At 68.3% G+C, this 14215-nt stretch carries 14 protein-coding genes; 8 read left to right on the top strand and 6 right to left on the bottom strand.

Annotated elements, in window-relative coordinates; translation table 11 throughout:
- The first annotated feature begins 59 nt into the window (after nt 1–59).
- The 7 genes from ACRDNQ_RS04805 (at nt 60) to ACRDNQ_RS04775 (ending at nt 6956) form a co-directional block, all read left to right on the top strand.
- Complete coding sequence (locus ACRDNQ_RS04805; RefSeq protein WP_431827493.1) at nt 60–1073, top strand: Bug family tripartite tricarboxylate transporter substrate binding protein; 1014 nt, start codon at nt 60–62, stop codon at nt 1071–1073.
- Nucleotides 1074–1153: 80 nt separating this feature from the next.
- On the top strand, nt 1154–1681 hold the full coding sequence (locus ACRDNQ_RS04800) for a tripartite tricarboxylate transporter TctB family protein (RefSeq protein ID WP_431827492.1): 528 nt from the start codon (nt 1154–1156) through the stop codon (nt 1679–1681).
- A complete protein-coding gene (locus ACRDNQ_RS04795; protein ID WP_431827491.1) occupies nt 1681–3204 on the top strand; it encodes a tripartite tricarboxylate transporter permease in 1524 nt (507 codons plus the stop codon). The genes ACRDNQ_RS04800 and ACRDNQ_RS04795 overlap by 1 nt, the downstream gene beginning before the upstream one ends.
- A 51-nt stretch (nt 3205–3255) precedes the next feature.
- Complete coding sequence (locus ACRDNQ_RS04790; protein ID WP_431827490.1) at nt 3256–3918, top strand: TetR/AcrR family transcriptional regulator; 663 nt, start codon at nt 3256–3258, stop codon at nt 3916–3918.
- Nucleotides 3919–3923: 5 nt separating this feature from the next.
- The gene (locus ACRDNQ_RS04785; RefSeq protein WP_431827489.1) at nt 3924–4766 is read left to right on the top strand and encodes a sugar phosphate isomerase/epimerase family protein; all 843 of its coding nucleotides are present in this window, start codon (nt 3924–3926) and stop codon (nt 4764–4766) included.
- On the top strand, nt 4763–6127 hold the full coding sequence (locus ACRDNQ_RS04780; RefSeq protein WP_431827488.1) for an enolase C-terminal domain-like protein: 1365 nt from the start codon (nt 4763–4765) through the stop codon (nt 6125–6127). The genes ACRDNQ_RS04785 and ACRDNQ_RS04780 overlap by 4 nt, the downstream gene beginning before the upstream one ends.
- A gap of 52 nt (nt 6128–6179) precedes the next feature.
- Entirely contained in the window at nt 6180–6956 is a 777-nt protein-coding gene (locus ACRDNQ_RS04775) for a metallophosphoesterase family protein (protein WP_431827487.1), read from the top strand.
- 3 nt (nt 6957–6959) lie between these two features.
- On the opposite strand, the gene ACRDNQ_RS04770 is transcribed toward ACRDNQ_RS04775, so the two are convergent.
- On the bottom strand, nt 6960–7463 hold the full coding sequence (locus ACRDNQ_RS04770) for a Crp/Fnr family transcriptional regulator (RefSeq protein WP_431827486.1): 504 nt from the start codon (nt 7461–7463) through the stop codon (nt 6960–6962).
- A gap of 223 nt (nt 7464–7686) precedes the next feature.
- Nucleotides 7687–8349 carry a J domain-containing protein gene (locus tag ACRDNQ_RS04765; RefSeq protein ID WP_431827485.1) on the bottom strand — a complete coding sequence of 221 codons (663 nt, stop codon included), beginning with the start codon at nt 8347–8349 and terminating at the stop codon, nt 7687–7689.
- Nucleotides 8350–8667: 318 nt separating this feature from the next.
- Between ACRDNQ_RS04765 and ACRDNQ_RS04760 the strand changes: the two genes are divergently transcribed.
- Nucleotides 8668–9636 (top strand): amidohydrolase family protein, encoded by a 969-nt coding sequence (locus ACRDNQ_RS04760; protein ID WP_431827484.1) that lies wholly within the window; start codon nt 8668–8670, stop codon nt 9634–9636.
- A gap of 50 nt (nt 9637–9686) precedes the next feature.
- Here the strand turns inward: ACRDNQ_RS04760 and ACRDNQ_RS04755 are convergent, their stop codons facing one another.
- From ACRDNQ_RS04755 to ACRDNQ_RS04740, 4 genes are read right to left on the bottom strand one after another with little or no spacing between them, the layout of a single operon-like run.
- Nucleotides 9687–10595 (bottom strand): alpha/beta hydrolase family protein, encoded by a 909-nt coding sequence (locus tag ACRDNQ_RS04755; protein ID WP_431827483.1) that lies wholly within the window; start codon nt 10593–10595, stop codon nt 9687–9689.
- A complete protein-coding gene (locus ACRDNQ_RS04750) occupies nt 10592–11971 on the bottom strand; it encodes an ABC transporter ATP-binding protein (protein ID WP_431827482.1) in 1380 nt (459 codons plus the stop codon). Before ACRDNQ_RS04750 ends, ACRDNQ_RS04755 begins: the two co-directional genes overlap by 4 nt.
- The gene (locus ACRDNQ_RS04745) at nt 11968–13281 is read right to left on the bottom strand and encodes an ABC transporter ATP-binding protein (RefSeq protein ID WP_431827481.1); all 1314 of its coding nucleotides are present in this window, start codon (nt 13279–13281) and stop codon (nt 11968–11970) included. Before ACRDNQ_RS04745 ends, ACRDNQ_RS04750 begins: the two co-directional genes overlap by 4 nt.
- Nucleotides 13281–14213 (bottom strand): ABC transporter permease, encoded by a 933-nt coding sequence (locus tag ACRDNQ_RS04740; RefSeq protein WP_431827480.1) that lies wholly within the window; start codon nt 14211–14213, stop codon nt 13281–13283. The genes ACRDNQ_RS04745 and ACRDNQ_RS04740 overlap by 1 nt, the downstream gene beginning before the upstream one ends.
- Nucleotides 14214–14215 lie beyond the last annotated feature (2 nt).

Below are 14215 nucleotides of genomic sequence, written 5' to 3'. Positions count from 1 at the left end.
CCTTGACACTTAACCCTTCGGCAACCTAGCCTACCAGTAGGTAACTTGGGAGGAGCCTCATGAACCGTCGTCACCTGTTGCAGGGCGTTGCCCTGGCAGTCTTCACCTCGTTCGCCGGCGGCGCCGCCGTCGCGCAGGAGTGGACCCCGGACCGCCCGATCAACATCATCGTGCCCTGGTCGGCGGGCGGATCGACCGACCAGGTCACCCGCGTCGTCGCCCCGATCCTGGAAGAGGCACTGGGCGTGCCGGTCGTGGTCGTCAACCAGCCGGGGGCCTCGGGCTCGATCGGCACGCAGGCCGCGCTCGACGCGCCCCGCGATGGCTACACCTGGACCGCGAACGCGGTCGCCAACAACGCGACCTACGCGATCTCGGGCCTGCTCGAGAACACCAGCATCGACGACTACGAGATCTACCTGCACGTCGCCAACGTGCCGATGGTCAGCGTGAACGTCGACGCCCCCTACCAGAACTTCGGCGAACTGCTCGAGGCGATGAAGGGTTCGGATGTCACTGTCGGCACCGCCGGCGTGACCTCGTCGGGCGGCATGGCGCTGGCGGCGATCAACGACGCGATGGGCGGCGCGCTTGGCGCGCGCATGGTCACCTATGACGGCGGCGCGCCGGCGGTGACCGCGACGGCCTCGGGCGAAGTGGTCGCGACCACGCAGCTTGCGGTCGAGCAGACCGAGATGGTCCGCGCCGGACGCGTGCGCCCACTGGCCGTTCTGGCATCGACCCCGCTTGAGATCGAGGGCCTCGACCCGGTGCCGCCGATCACCGAATTCATCCCCGACATGGAGGTGGCGTCGGACTACTTCGGCATCCTTATCCCGAAGGGCGCGCCCGCCGAGGTCTATGCGACCGTGTCGAAGGTTTGGGAAGAGCGGATCATGACCTCGCCCGAGCTTCAGTCCTATGCCCGCGAACGCGGCGCGATCTTCGCCCCGAGCTTCGGCGAAGGCGCCATGGCCGCGGCGATGCCGGTCATCGCGGGCGAAGCCTGCGCGCTCAAGGGCCGAGGCGAAGCCGTGCGCGACCCGTCCGAGTTCGGCATCACCTGCGAGTAGGCCGCAGCGCCTGCCCTTTCGCATGACACGCGGGGCCGGCCTCACGCCGGCCCCGCATCACAACCGGGGAGAGCCTTGACGTGCTGACCAAGCGCGCGGCCGATATCGGCGTCGCCCTCATCCTTCTGACCATCGGGATCGCGCTGTTCACGGGCGGTCTGACGATGGACCGGCTCGAGAACCGCCACATTCATCCGGCCAGCTTTCCGGGCCTCGTGCCGATGATCCTGGGCGCGGTGATGTCGGGCATGTCGGTCTTGCTGCTGATCGGGCTGCGCCGCGCACCGACCGGCACGACCACCGGCGCCGCTGCAACGGGCGCCGCTGCAACGGGCGACGACGGCGACTTCGCGCGCGACGAGATCCGGCGCCTTGCGGCGGTGGGCGGGCTGTGCCTGTTCTATGCCCTTGTCCTTGTCGGAAATGTCCATTTCTGGCTGGCCTCAAGCCTTTTCATCGGGGTCTTCACATCGCTTTTCGACGCCGCGCCCGACCTTGCCTCGCGCCGGAAGGCGCTGCGCCTGGCTGCCATCGCCCTCTTCGCGGTGGTGATGGGCGGCGCGATCTCGATCCTGTTCGAGAAGGCCTTCCTGGTGAGGTTGCCGTGATGGGGGTGCTTGCGACCCTGGGCGGGGCCTTCGCCGACTTCCTTGCGCCGACGATGCTGTTTCACGTCGTCTGGGCGACGCTTCTGGGTATCTTCGTGGGCGCCCTGCCCGGCCTGACCGCCACCATGGGCGTGGCGCTTCTGACCACGCTGACCTATTCGCTTGACCGCGACGCGGCGATCCTTGTCCTGATCTGCATGTACGTGGGTGCGATCTATGGCGGCTCGCGCAGCGCCATCCTTCTGAACATCCCCGGCACGCCCGCCAGCGCGGCCTCAACGCTTGACGGGTTTCCGCTTGCCAAGCAGGGCAAGGCAGGTCTGGCGCTTGGGGTGGCGACGATGGGCTCGGCGCTTGGCACCCTCGTGGGCATCGTCCTGCTGATCGTGCTGGCCCCGCCCCTGGCCGAGGCCGCGCTCAACTTCGGGTCGTTCGAGTTCTTTTGGCTTGCGCTGTTCGGGATCATCATCTCGGGCCAGCTGACCCAGGCGGGATCGCCAGTGAAGGGGTATCTTGCCGGCGTGATCGGCCTGTCGGTCGCGATGATCGGCAGCGACGGCATCCATTCGCACATCCGCTTCAACATGGGCTTTCCCGAGCTGAACGGCGGCATCGGGCTGATCCCCGCCATGGTCGGCGCCTTCGGCTTTGCCGAGATCCTGTTCACGATGACCCGCCCCGCCGCCGAAGTGACCGACCGCAAGCCCGAGCCTGTCCGCCTGCGCGAGTTGTGGAACCGCGCCTGGCGCTACAAGGGAACGATCGTGCGGTCGGGCGCGATCGGCACCAGCATCGGCATCATCCCCGGCGTGGGCGAGGATATCGGCGCCTGGGGCAGCTATGCCGCCGCCAAGCGTACCTCGCCCGAGCGCGCGGACTTCGGCAAGGGCAGCGTCGAGGGGCTGACCGCCGCCGAAACCGGCAACAGCGCGGTGGTGCCCGGATCGCTCATCCCGACGCTGACGCTGGGCATCCCGGGGTCCGCTGCGGCGGCCGTTCTGATCGCGGCGCTTTACATCCATGGCGTCCGGCCCGGCCCGATGATCATGTTCGACCAGCCGGACTTCATCTATCGCGTGGCGGTCATGCTGGTCTTCGCGACCGTCGCGATCCTTGTCTTCGGCCTGGCTCTGACGCCGCTTTTCATCCAGGTGCTGCGGGTCCCGCGCAGCTGGCTCATGCCCGTGGTCTTCGTCATGTGCGTGATCGGGCCCTTCGCCCTGACCCAGCGGCTCTTCGACGTATGGGTGATGCTGGCCTTCGGGCTGATCGGCTATGTCCTGCGCCGCCTCGACTATCCGATGGCGCCGCTGGTTCTGGGCATCATCCTGGGCGATCTGCTCGACAAGTCGCTGCGCCGGGGCCTCACGCTGAGCGACGGGGACCTGTCGCCCTTCTTCACCCGGCCCATCTCGGCCGGTTTCGCGATCCTGATCCTTGTGACGATCGTCTTCAGCATTCCCGCCGTGCGTGGGCTGTTTCGGCGCAGGCGCCGCACGGCCCCGGACACCGGGGGGCATTGACGCCGCGTGCCGGGACAGGTCCATAGGGCAGGAAAAGAGGAGCAGCCAACCGTGCCGATCTCAAGTTCCCTGCGCCCTGTCGCCAAGAAGAAGCGCGGCGTGCGCAATGCCGACGCCTCGCGCGCCGCGATCCTGCACGCGGCCCTCGACGAATTCTCGAGCGTCGGCTTCGACGGGGCCCGGATCGACCGGATCGCCGCGAAGGCCGGGGTCAGCAAACCGCTTCTCTACGACTACTTCGGCGACAAGGACGAGCTTTACGCCGTCGCCCTGCGCGAGGCCTATGTCCAGATCCGCTCGGGCGAGATGGCGCTTGACCTCGACGCGCTCGACCCCGCCACGGCGATCCGCGAACTGTGCACCTTCACGATGGAGCATTTCCGCACGAACCCCTGGTTCATCACGATGCTCAACACCGAGAACCTGCGCCACGGCGCCACGATCTCGAAGCTCGAGGACCGACGCGAGGTGCAGTCGAAGCTTCTGGAAAAGCTGGGCCGCGTGCTGGAACGCGGCGTGGCCGAAGGACGCTTCCGCGACGACGTGACCCCGGTGACGCTGTACATCTACATCGCGTCGCTGTGCTATTTTCCGGTGTCGAACCGGTTCACGCTGGCCGCCGTCTTCGGGGTCGAGTTCACGCCCGAGACCCTGCGCGACCATGCCCTGCGCGCGGCCGACATCGTTCTGGCCTGGCTCGAGCGAAAGACCTGAGCGGGATGGGCCCGCTCGTCGCCTGCAACGAGTTGCTGGCCGGCGACGGCCTGGATTTCGAAGGACAGTGCCGGGTGGCGGCGGCGCTTGGCTATGGCGGGCTCGAGCTGGCCCCGGCCACCCTTGGCCCCGATCCCCTTGGGGTCAGCGACGCGGCGCTGGCAAGGATGGCGCGTATCGCCGCCGACCACGGGCTGATCATCGCCGGGCTGCACTGGCTCCTTACGCCCTTCCCCGACCTGTCGATCACCGATCCCGCCCGCGCCGCCGCCACGCAGGCTGCTATGCTGCGGCTTTGCGACATCTGCGCGGCGCTTGGCGGCAGCGTGATGGTCCATGGCTCGCCCCGGCAGCGCGTGCCGCCGCCGGACGAGGCGACGGAGGCGCTTCTGGACCGGGTCGGCAGGCTCTTCCGCCCGGTGGCCGAGCATGCAGGCGCCCTTGGCCTGACCTACTGCATCGAGGCCCTGTCGCCGGACCAGACGCCGTTCCTGACCACTTTGGCCGAGGCCGCCCAGCTTGTCGCCCGCGTCGATCATCCCGCCTTCGTCACCATGATCGACACGTCGTCAGCCGGCCTTGCCGAGGCCGAAGCGGTGCCCGACCTGATCCGCCGCTGGCTGCCCACGGGCCTGATCGGGCATGTCCACCTCAATGACACGAACCGCGGCGCGCCCGGGATGGGCCAGGACGATTTCCATGCAATCCTTGCCGCGCTCGCCGATGCGGGCTGGCAGGGGCCGCTCTCGATCGAGCCCTTCGTGATCGCCGTGAACGGCACCGCGACCCTTGCCATCGGCGCGGCCACGGTGCGCGCGCATCTTTCCACCCTTGGACGGACGCCATGACCGACAGCCGCGCCCTTCGCATCCTTTCGGCCCGCATCGACTACGCCCCGGTCCGCTTCCGCCTGCCGTTCCGCTTCGGCGATACCCGCGTGACCGGCACCGACCAGGCCTTCGCGACAGTCGAGATCGAAGCGAACGGAACCCGCGCCACCGGCCGCTCGGCCCAGTTGCTCGTGCCGCGCTGGTTCGACAAGCGGCCCGAGCGCACGAACGACCAGACCGTCGCCGATCTGCGCGCCACCTGCGACGCCGCCCTTGCCGCCGCCGGCGTATGGCAGCGCCCGGCCCTGCTGGCCAGGGCCATGACGGCGCTGCGGGCCGACGCCACCGCGCGCCTTGCCCCCGACACGCCCCGCCTTGCGGCCGGCTTCGGCCCCTCGCTTCTCGAGGTCGCGCTGATCGACGCGCTGTGCGGCGCCCACGGCCTGCCCTTCGCGGCTGCCGCACGGGCCGACCTCTTCGGTCTGGCCGAAGACGCGCCGCCCGACCTGAGCACCGGGGCGGTCCAGACGGCGCTTGGCGCGCTTGGCCCACACGACCGCATCGCGATCCGCCATACCGTGGGCTACGACGCGCCGCTGTCGCGGGCCGACCTGACCGAGGATCATCCGCGCGACGGCGCGCCCGTATGCCTTCAGGACGTGATCGCCGAAACCGGCATTCGCGCCTTCAAGCTGAAGCTGAAGGGCGACCCCGACGCCGACATCGCGCGGCTGCGCGCCATCACCGGCCTGATCGGCCCCCTGCCCGGCCTGCGCGTCACGCTGGACGCCAACGAGCAATACGGCGCCCCGGCCTTCGCCGCCTTCCTTGACGCGCTGGACGCCGACGCGGGCCTTGCGCCCCTGCGCGCCGGCCTTGTCGCGATCGAACAGCCCTTCGCGCGCGAGGCCGCGCTGGCCGCCCCCCTTGCCCCCCGCCTTGTCGGGCTGCCCCTGATGATCGACGAAAGCGACGACCACGAAGGCGCCTTCGCGACGGCCATCGGCCAGGGGTGGAGCGGCACGTCGATCAAGACATGCAAGGGCGTGTTGCGCGCGCTGCTCAACCATGCGCGCGTGATGCAGGGCCGGTCGATCGGCCAGCCGCTGTTCCTGAGCGCCGAGGACCTGACCTGCCAGCTTGGCCTTGCCTGGCAGCAGGACACCTGGATCGCGGCGACTCTGGGTTGCCCGGACATCGAGCGCAACGGCCATTTCCACGGCGGCGGGATGCAGGGCTATGCGCCCAAATCCCAGGCCGCGCTGGTGGCCGCCCACCCGGATCTCTACCGAACCGACGCGGCCGGCCGCGTTCATCTGGCGATCCGCGACGGCGAGGTGGCGCTTGGCTCGCTTGCAGGCGTGGGTCTTGCGCCCTGAGGCCGGCAGCAACCCCCTCGACAGCGCCGTGGCCGACGCCTAGCGTCACGCCATGAAATGCCTTCTGGTCGCCGATCTTCACTATGCGCTCAAGCAGTTCGACTGGCTGCAAAGCGTGTCCGCAGATTTCGACCTTGTCGTGCTGGCGGGCGACCTGCTCGAGATCTCGTCGGCGGTCGAGAAGCGCACGCAGATCGTCGTCGTGCGCACCTATCTGGAAGAGCTGGCGCGGACCACGCGCGTGGTCGTCTGTTCGGGCAATCACGACCTCGATACCCACGACGCGCGGGGCGAGCTTGTGGCCGGCTGGGTGCAGGACCTCAACGAACTTGGCATCGTCACGGACTGGGGCCGGGTCATGGTCGGCACGACGCTGATCACCGTCTGTCCATGGTGGGACGGCCCGGCCACGCGCGACGCGATCGGCCAGCAGCTTGCCGCCGACGCCGCCATCGCCAAGGACCGCTGGATCTGGGTCTATCACGCGCCGCCTTCGGACAGCCCGGTCAGTTGGGGCGGCAAGCGCCATTTCGGAGACGCCGACCTTTCCGCCTGGATCGGGACGCATCAGCCCGACCTCGTGCTGAGCGGCCACGTTCACCAGTCGCCCTTCATCGACGGCGGGTCATGGGCCGACCGGATCGGACGGACCTGGGTCTTCAACTCGGGCCAGCAGATCGGCGCGACGCCCGCGCATGTCGCGCTCAACCTCGAATCAGGCGAAGCCGTCTGGTTCTCGCTTGCCGGGGCCGAGATCGTGTCGATGGGCGACACGCCTGAACGCCCCTATGCCAGCCTTTCCGCCGTCCCGGACTGGCTCAAGGCCTGACGCTCACAGCCTGGGGTCGTGGCGGGTCTCATCGGGGGCGGCCGCGCCTTCGACCTGCTGGTTGAGAAGCGAGCCGAGAATCCGGTCGACCATCCCCAGATGCGACGCCTCGTCCTGGAACTGCACCTTCAGGTCGGCCAGATAGGTCGTGGCGTCATAAAGCCGCTGCGCCAGAAGGCGTGCGGCGTGCAGCGCGATCTCGGGGTCCGAGGCCAGGAAAGCCCCACCATCGACGATCCGCAGCGCCCGCACCGGACCTTCGGCGACGACCGAGGCGCTGCTTGGAATCGACAGGAGCGACGACATCTCGCCAAAAAGCGCGCCCGGAACGCTGGTGCGGTTCACGCGCACCGCGCCGCGATAGATCGACACGGTCCCGTCGAGAAGGACATGCAGGCTGGGCGTGGCCTCGCCTTCGCGGATCAGGATCTCGCCCTCCGCGAACCGGACCTCGGGGTGGGCTGCGGACGCGCGCACGATCCATTCCATCGCCGGGGTCTCCTTCACGGTCGGACGGGTCGGCCCCGCCACGGCGAAGGCTACGCAAGCGCCGCGCCGGGCTCAAGCCGCTTTCCCGTTGGTCGCAGAGATCCCCGGCCGGTCGCGGCAGATTGATCGATTGCGGGGAACCGCGCCGGGCGTTCGGGAACGCCAGGGGCGACACCCCGCCCATTGCGCGCTGAAGTCAGCCCGGCCTGCCCGGAACGACGCCCGGCGCCCGATCGGACCGTCAGCGGTGTGAAAAGCGGATCTCGACCCCGCGCGCGCCGGGAAAGACCGAAGCCACGACCTCGTCCGGCAGACGCACCTCGCCCTCGCCTTCAAGCCTGGCTTCGAAGCAGACGATCACGGGCTTCACCTTGCGGCTGTCCTCGAGAAGCGCAGTCGGCAGGGCGACGCGGTTCAGACCCTGGCCGGTCGGCGCTTCGACGATGAAGGTCAGGTGCCGGCCGTGGCGGTGAACGGCATCGGGAACGTGATCGGTCGCGCGGGCCGGATCGGCGGCGGCCCGGTCTGCGCCGCGCAGGTCGATGACCTGACGCGGCGTGGTTTCGGCCGCAAGAATGCCGGCGCATTCGTCGATGGCCGTTTCGGGCAGCCGCGTGATGCGCGCCATGATCGCGGGGCGGCTGGCCACTTTCTGGGCCGCCGAACGCGGACGCCCCCAGGCGCCGCCGTTCGCGTCGTATCCGCCGGGGATCTCGTTGCGCAGATAGTCGTACGCCTCTTTCGCGCGGGCGAATTCGGCCTGCGCCTCGGCGTTGCGATCGGGATGCGTTTCGAACGCGATGCGACGCCAGGCGTCACGGATTTCGGAAGGATTGGCGTAAAGCCCAAGGCCAAGCGTCTGCAAGGCGACGGACTTTGCCCGCGTTCTCTCGATCGGCGTCATTTCTACAAACTCGGCAACTGGTTACGGCCCCGACCCTGCCCGGCCAGGCCCGGAAAGTCCAATTTCTTGTCAGACTGTCCTGCATCGTGCGACAGTCTGCCGCCATCTGGCGGAAAGGTTCCGATCGCGGTGCAAAATGCGGCGACAGGATGGCGTGTCGTTGCCCGCGCAAAGGCTTCTTCAGACGCAGGGATGCCGCGCGCAATCGTTTGCGGATACATCGGGCAACGGATAGAGTCAGCTGGGACGACACGGCGGCGCTGGCCGAGTCGCAGGCACCCCACCGCTGACGGACAAAAGGCAGGAAGGACAAGACCCATGACGCGCAAGAGGCTGACGCACCAGGTGATCGCGGTCGAAGAGCATTTCATGCACCCGGCCCTCACCGACCACTTCAACCCCGGAGCGCTGCATCAGCCCGAACGGATCAAGGAACGGCTCTATGACTTCGCGGGCATCCGGCTGGCCGAGATGGACGCCGCCGGCGTCGACATGCAGGTGCTTTCGCACCAGTCGCCCGGCAGTCAGCGCCTGCCCGAGGACATCGCCGTGGCGGCCTGCCGGGCTTCGAACGACGCACTCGCGGCGGTGATCGCGGACGCCCCCGACCGGTTCGCCGGCTTCGCCATGATCCCCACGACCCAGCCCGCCGCCGCGGCCGACGAATTGCAGCGCGCGGTCGAAGACCTGGGGCTGAAGGGGGCGCTGGTCCACGGCCTGAGCAATGGCGAGTTCATCGACGGAAAAAGATACTGGCCGATCTTCGCCCGGGCCGAACGCCTTGGCGTGCCGGTCTATCTGCACCCCGCGATGCCCGACCGCGCGGTGATCCAGCGCTACTATGCGCCTTACGACGAAAGCCACTCGGCCTTCGTCCGCTCGGCCTGGGGCTTTGGCGTCGAGACCGGCACGCAGGCGGTGCGCCTGATCCTGAGCGGCGTCTTCGAGGAACATCCCAACCTCAAGGTCGTGCTGGGTCACCTGGGCGAAGGCATCCCCTTCCTGCTGCCCCGCGTGGACGAATCCCTGACCCGCCCCGGCAACGCGCCGGTGCGCTTCGCCGAGACCTTCTTCCGGAACTTCTGGATCACGACCAGCGGCTTCTTCTCGGACGCGTCGCTGCGGTTCTGCCTCGACGTGATGCCGCGCGACCGCGTGCTCTTCGCGATCGACTGGCCCTACATGGACAACGCCGACGGGGTCGACTGGCTGGACGCGATGGATATCGACGACGGCCTGAAGGCCGATGTCTTCAACGGGAACGCGAAGAAGCTTCTGCGGCTCTGAGCCTGCCCGCGGCAGGCAAGGCCCCCGCCTGATCGGCGGGGGCTTTCGGTTCAGGCGCCGAGGCGGCGCTTCAACCAGGCGATGACGTGGTCGATCGCGGCGACCTGGACGTCGTTCAGGATGTAGTTCCCGTCGGCCCCGCGGATCGGGAAGACGTAGCCGTGGTAGTCGTGGTCATAGCTGACCCATTCGGCGTCCTTGCCGGCCTCGGCCAGAAGGTCGTAGGACGTGCGGAAGATGCCCTGAAGATGGTCCTCGTCGCGCCCCATCACCAGGAACGGCGTGTCGATCGGCGCGATCCTTTTTTTCGCGATATCCATGTCGATGCGCCGGCGCACCTTGTCAACCTCGGCCATCTCCATGTTCTCGATGTTGCGAAGCTGGGTTTCCTCGTTGACGAAGGCCGTGTCGTCCGGCGTAAGGGCAAGATACTCGTGCGATGCAGGCTCGCTCGCCACCGCCGCCGCGACGCCATGGTATTCCGACGCGATCTTCAGCGTCATCTCGCCGCCGTGGCTCATGCCGATCAGGCCGACCTTGTCGCCGTCGATGAAGGGCAGCGTCTTGAGATACTCGATGATCGCGATCTCGTCCTCGTACTCGAGGGGCGAGCGGTTGAACATCTCGCGCCCCTGCCGCTTGTCGCGCACCAGCGGGCCGCCGTTGTTGTAGCCAAGTTCGACCTCGGTGCGATAGCGCAGCCAGACAGCGGCCATTCCCGCCTCGGCAAGCTTGTCCATGGTATAGGCGCGGTTGCGCACCGCGTCGCGGATCCAGCGCATCCCTTCGCCGCCATTGCCGGCGGCCATCAGCACCACGGGAAACGGCCCCTCGCCTTCGGGCAGGCGCAGGCCGATCGGAGCGTAAAGCCCATCCCAGGTCTCGACATACATCAGGTGGATGGTCTTGCCGTCCACCTCTTCGGTCAGATGCACGTGTTCGGGGTCGATCTGGGTCATGTGGTCTTTCCAAGTTCCGGGGTGGTGTCTGGGTCAAGAAGGCAGGCCGCCTGATGAGACGCCCCGCGCCACGTCAGCGGCACCTCGGGAACCTCGCGGAAAGCAATCCGCACGGTCGTGCCTTTCTGTTCCAGCGTCTCGAGCGCCCCGCGCATCGCCCCGGGCACAGCGTCCGAGCGCAGCGCCGAGACGAGGCCCGATGCCGCCACGTCGTTCTCGAAGGTGAGGTCCGCGGCAAACTCGGTCGAACGGGCCACGCCGGACAGGCGGTCGAAGTGGCCGCCCTCGTCCTCGAGCCAGCGCACGACATCGTCGATTTCCCAGCCGCAATCGGATGTGGCCATTCGGCAGCGCGTGTGGAAGCGGCAGCCCTGCGGCGGTCGCGCCGGGTCGGGCACGGTGCCTTCGAGGCCACGCACCTCGGTGCCGTCGTCCTGTTCCTCGAGGTCGGGCTTTGCGTCCATCAGCGCGCGGGTATAGGGATGCTGCGGCGCGTCGAAGACCTGCTGGGTCTCGCCCGCCTCGGCCACCTTGCCCAGATACATGACCACCAGCCGGTCGGCCATGTGCCGGACGACCGAAAGATCGTGCGTGACGAACAGATAGGCAAGATTACGTTCGCGCTGCAACTCGCTGAGAAGGTTCAGGATCTGCGCCTGAACGGACACGTCGAGCGCGCTTGTCGGTTCGTCCAGGACGATGACCTCGGGGTTCAACGCCAGCGCGCGCGCGATCGAGATGCGCTGGCGCTGGCCGCCCGAGAACTGGTGCGGATAGCGATAAAGGTGTTGGCGGCCAAGACCCACCTGTTCAAGCAGCTCGACCACGCGTTCGGTCAGGTCCGCGCCCGAGGCCTCGTTATAGACCTTGAGCGGCCGGCCCACGAGGTCGACCACCAGATGCCGGGGATTGAGCGAGGCGAAGCTATCCTGGAACACCATCTGGCAGTTCCGGCGGAAGCGTCGCGCCGTCTGTCCCTCAAGCCGGTCGATCCGATGGCCGGCGTCAAGGCGCTGCAACTCGCGCGCGTCGGCGGCATCCAGCGCGGTCTCGGCGACGCTGGTCAGGCGGTCCAGACGGTCGGCTTCCGACGACGAGATGTCGTAGTAGACCCCGCCCATGGTGGCCGAAGACAGGCCGCTCACGCAGCGGCCCAGCGTGGTCTTGCCGCAGCCGCTTTCGCCGACAAGGCCCAGGGTCTCGCCCCGGCGGATGTCGAAGCTGACGCCATCGACGGCGCGGACATGGCCCACCACCCGCTGCAACGCGCCTTCGCGGATCGGGTAGTACTTGCGCAGGTTGCGCACGGCCAGAACGACGTCGTCGGCCGCGCCGGCCCGGTTCGCCGGATCGAACGGTTGGGGATCGGCGCTCATTCCGTCACCTCCTCGAAGCTTGGACGCGGCCCCGAGGGCGGCGCGTGATCGATGAAGCAGGCCACCGAATGGCCATCCGACACCTGGGCAAGACCTGGGTCGAAGCTGCGGCAGGCCTGGGTCTCATGCGGGCAGCGGCCGCCGAAGCGACAGGCCGCGGGCGGATTGACAAGCTCGGGCACCGTGCCGCGGATCGCCGCAAGCCCGCCGCGCGGCGTGCCGGCCGTCGGCACGGCCGCCAGCAGGCCCCGTGTGTAGGGGTGGCGGGGATTGCGGAAGATCTCGTCGGTGGGCCCGATCTCGACCACGCGGCCGGCATACATCACCGCGACCCGGTCGCAGACCCGGCGCACCAGCGACAGGTCATGGCTGATGTAGAGCACGCTGGTGCGGCGGCGGATCTGAAGGTCGCGGATCAGCTCGAGGATGCGGGCCTCGACCGTCACATCGAGCGCCGTCGTCGGTTCGTCGGCGATCAGCAGGTCGGGGTTGCACGACAGCGCCTGCGCGATCATCACGCGCTGCTTCATGCCGCCCGACAACTCGTGCGGATAGCGCCCCATCAGCTTCGCCGGGTTCGGCACCTGCGTTTCGGCCAGCGCGTCGGCCACCATGTCGGCCAGCGCCGCGTCGATCCGCGCCTTGCGCCCGCGCAGCGGCGGGAACCTCAGCAGCAGCCGGTCAAGGAACCGATCGCGCTGCGAGGCATAGCGCAGAAGCGGCCCGGCGTCCTTTGGCGACAGCCCGGCGCGTTCGAGGATCTCGGCGCTGCGGTGCTGCAGGAACACCTCGGACAGCTGCATCCCGATGGTCATCGTGGGGTTCAGCGCCTTGCCGGGGTCCTGGAAGATCATCGCGATCCGGTCGCCGCGGATCGCCCGCATGTCGTCGTCCGAAAGCCCCAGAAGGTCGATCGTCTCGGCCCCGGTCCCGTCGCAGGTCTTGCAGCCCTGCCCCGCGCACTTCGGGCAGGCCACCGCGCGGCGGCCCGTCTCGCTGCATTTCGCGCAGCCCGAACCTTCGCAGTCGGCGCAGACGGCGTGGGGACGGAACGTCACCGCGCCGCCCGCGATGATGCCGGGCGGCACCGGCAGCAGGCGCAGGAAGGACCGGCCGGTCACGCTCTTGCCGCAGCCGGTCTCGCCCACGAGGCCAAGCGTCTCGCCGTCGCGGATCTCGAAGCTGACGCCATCGACCGAATGGACGATCCCGCGCTTCGACTGGAAATGAACCTTGAGGTCCTGGACCGTGGCGACGGTCGCGGGCACCGAATGCGCCTCGCCCGTGGGGTCAAGCTTTCTTTGCATCATCACCGCCCCTCCGTCCGCGGATCGAGGGCGTCACGAAGACCGTCACCCACAAGGTTGAAGGCAAGCGCCCAGAGGAAGATCATCAGGCCCGGGAAGGTCGAGGCCCACCACCGGCCCGAGGCGATCCCCGCCTGGCCTTCGGACACCAGCACCCCCCATTCGGCGATGCCAGCCTGGCTCAGCCCGATGAAGGACAGCGTCGCGCCGATCAGCACCACGTTGCCCATGTCGAGCGTCGCCTGCACCGAGACCGGCGTGATCGAGTTGGGCAGGATGTCGCGCAGGTAGATGTTGAGCTTCGAATCCCCGATGACCCGGGCCGCATCGACATAGTCGTTCTGCTTGATCTGGATGACCTGCGCCCGCATGATCCGGGCGTACTTCACCCATAGCACCATCGACAGCGCGATGATGATGTTGGTGAACGACGGGCCAAGCACCGCGGCGATCGCCAGCGCGAAGATCAGTTCGGGGATCGACAGGAAGACGTCGACGACGCGCATCAGCACCTCGTCGACCCAGCCGCCCAGAAGGCCGGCGAGCGACCCGACGATCGTTCCGATGACCACCGTGATCCCGACCACCATCAGCGACAGCTGCAGCGAGGTGCGGCTGCCCCAGACCACGCCGTAGAAGACATCGCCGCCTTCGTTCGTGGTGCCCAGCGGGAAGCCCGGCGTGCCCGGCGGCATCCGCACCGCGCTCCAGTCGCGGGGCATCTGGTAGGGATCGGGAATGTTCGGCGGCGCGATCAGCGGGGCGAAGATCGCCATGCCAAGCAGCGCCGCGATGATGGCAAGGCCCAGGGCCGCGCTCGGGTCGGACAGCAGCCGCAGGAGCACGCCGTTGAGGCGGCGCATCCGGACCCGGAACGCCGTCTCGCGCGTGGCGGGGCGTGCGGCCGAAGGGCTGGAAGTCGTGATATCTGCCATGG

Source organism: Saliniferula longa (genome assembly GCF_050789285.1).
GTDB lineage: Bacteria > Pseudomonadota > Alphaproteobacteria > Rhodobacterales > Rhodobacteraceae > CAVPWP01.
This window is presented reverse-complemented; position numbering and strand designations above follow the sequence as displayed.

Coding starts and splice junctions, on each gene's coding strand:
- ACRDNQ_RS04805 (WP_431827493.1), top strand. CDS start 60: ATGAACCGTCGTCACCTGTTGCAGGGCGTTGCCCTGGCAGTCTTCACC.
- ACRDNQ_RS04795 (WP_431827491.1), top strand. CDS start 1,681: ATGGGGGTGCTTGCGACCCTGGGCGGGGCCTTCGCCGACTTCCTTGCG.
- ACRDNQ_RS04785 (WP_431827489.1), top strand. CDS start 3,924: ATGGGCCCGCTCGTCGCCTGCAACGAGTTGCTGGCCGGCGACGGCCTG.
- ACRDNQ_RS04780 (WP_431827488.1), top strand. CDS start 4,763: ATGACCGACAGCCGCGCCCTTCGCATCCTTTCGGCCCGCATCGACTAC.
- ACRDNQ_RS04775 (WP_431827487.1), top strand. CDS start 6,180: ATGAAATGCCTTCTGGTCGCCGATCTTCACTATGCGCTCAAGCAGTTC.
- ACRDNQ_RS04765 (WP_431827485.1), bottom strand. CDS start 8,349: ATGACGCCGATCGAGAGAACGCGGGCAAAGTCCGTCGCCTTGCAGACG.
- ACRDNQ_RS04760 (WP_431827484.1), top strand. CDS start 8,668: ATGACGCGCAAGAGGCTGACGCACCAGGTGATCGCGGTCGAAGAGCAT.
- ACRDNQ_RS04755 (WP_431827483.1), bottom strand. CDS start 10,595: ATGACCCAGATCGACCCCGAACACGTGCATCTGACCGAAGAGGTGGAC.
- ACRDNQ_RS04750 (WP_431827482.1), bottom strand. CDS start 11,971: ATGAGCGCCGATCCCCAACCGTTCGATCCGGCGAACCGGGCCGGCGCG.
- ACRDNQ_RS04745 (WP_431827481.1), bottom strand. CDS start 13,281: ATGATGCAAAGAAAGCTTGACCCCACGGGCGAGGCGCATTCGGTGCCC.
- ACRDNQ_RS04740 (WP_431827480.1), bottom strand. CDS start 14,213: ATGGCAGATATCACGACTTCCAGCCCTTCGGCCGCACGCCCCGCCACG.